This is a genomic window from Variovorax sp. WDL1 (assembly GCF_001541225.1).
Lineage (GTDB): Bacteria > Pseudomonadota > Gammaproteobacteria > Burkholderiales > Burkholderiaceae_C > Variovorax.
This window is the reverse complement of sequence record NZ_LMTS01000075.1, coordinates 1-1,235: the sequence shown is the minus strand read 5'-3', so window position 1 is coordinate 1,235 and position 1,235 is coordinate 1. Positions and strand designations below refer to the sequence as shown.

The 1,235-nt window shown below is 67.8% G+C and carries 1 protein-coding gene; it reads left to right on the top strand.

The window, feature by feature from the left end; genetic code table 11:
• Positions 1–21 precede the first annotated feature (21 nt).
• On the top strand, positions 22–1,235 hold a 1,214-nt coding region (tnpC, locus tag APY03_RS10555; protein WP_068676556.1), incomplete at its 3' end, for an IS66 family transposase.

Genomic DNA, 1,235 nt, shown 5'->3' with positions numbered 1-1,235 from the left:
GGGCTTGCATGATGGGTGCCCATGCAGGACCTGCGCGACCTCAAGGATGAAGACCTTCAAGGTCTGACGCCCGATGCGGTCGCGGCGCTCGCCCAGCAGATGCTGCAGCACATCCAGCGCCAGGCGCAGGACATCCGCCTGAAGGACGCGAAGCTCGAGAAGCTCACCTTCGAACTGGCGCGTCACAAGGCCTGGAAGTTCGGCGCGAAGTCCGAGGCGATGAGCGCCGAGCAGCGCCGGCTGTTTGAGGAGACGCTGGCCGAGGACGAGGCCGCTCTGAAGGCATTACTGGAGCAGGCGAAGGGCACCGCGCCGGAAGACAACGCCGCCTCGTCCAAGCGCAAGCCACGACGCCAGCCTCTGCCCGACCATCTGCGCCGCGTGCAGCATGACCACGAGCCCGAGGACACCGCCTGCCCGAGCCCGGGCTGCGGCAAACCGATGGTGCGCGTGGGCGAGGACATTAGCGAGAAGCTGGACATCGTGCCGGCGGAGTTCTTCGTGCACCGCCACGTGTACGGCAAGTGGGCCTGCCGCTGCTGCCAGCGCCTGGTGCAGGAGGCCGTCGAGCCGCAGCTCATCGACGGCGGCATGCCCGCGGCCGGCCTGGTGGCACACACGCTGATCAGCCGCTTCGTGGACCACCTGCCGTACTACCGCCAGGAGGTGATCAACGCGCGCTCGGGCGTGCACACGCCGCGCTCGACATTGGCGGCCTGGTCCGGGCGCGGCGGCGCGGCATTGGAGCCGCTGTACGACGCGCACAAGCGCTTCGTGCTCTCGGCCCGGGTGCTGCATGCCGACGAGACGCCGGTGGCCTTGCTCGACCCGGGCCGGGGCAAGACCAGGAAGGCCTACGTCTGGGCCTATGCGCGCGGAGCCTTCGATCCGGTGCCGGGCGTGATCTATGACTTCTGCGTGGGGCGCGGCGCGCAGTTCCCGATCGCGTTCCTTGGCACGACACAGGGCGATCAGGACGAGCGAAGTTGGCGCGGTACGCTGGTGCGCGATGAATACAAGGCCTACGACAGCGTGCTGAGTGCTGAGCCCGGACGCACGGCCGCGGGATGCCTTGCTCACGCGAGACGCAAGTTTGACGAGTTGCTGCTCGACTCCGGCAAGAGCGCCGTCGCAGAGGAGGCGCTGCGTCGTATCGCGGAGATCTATCGCCTCGAGCGAGAACTATCGACGCTGGCAAGCGATGAGCGGCTGTCGAGAAGACGCAGCGATGCGAA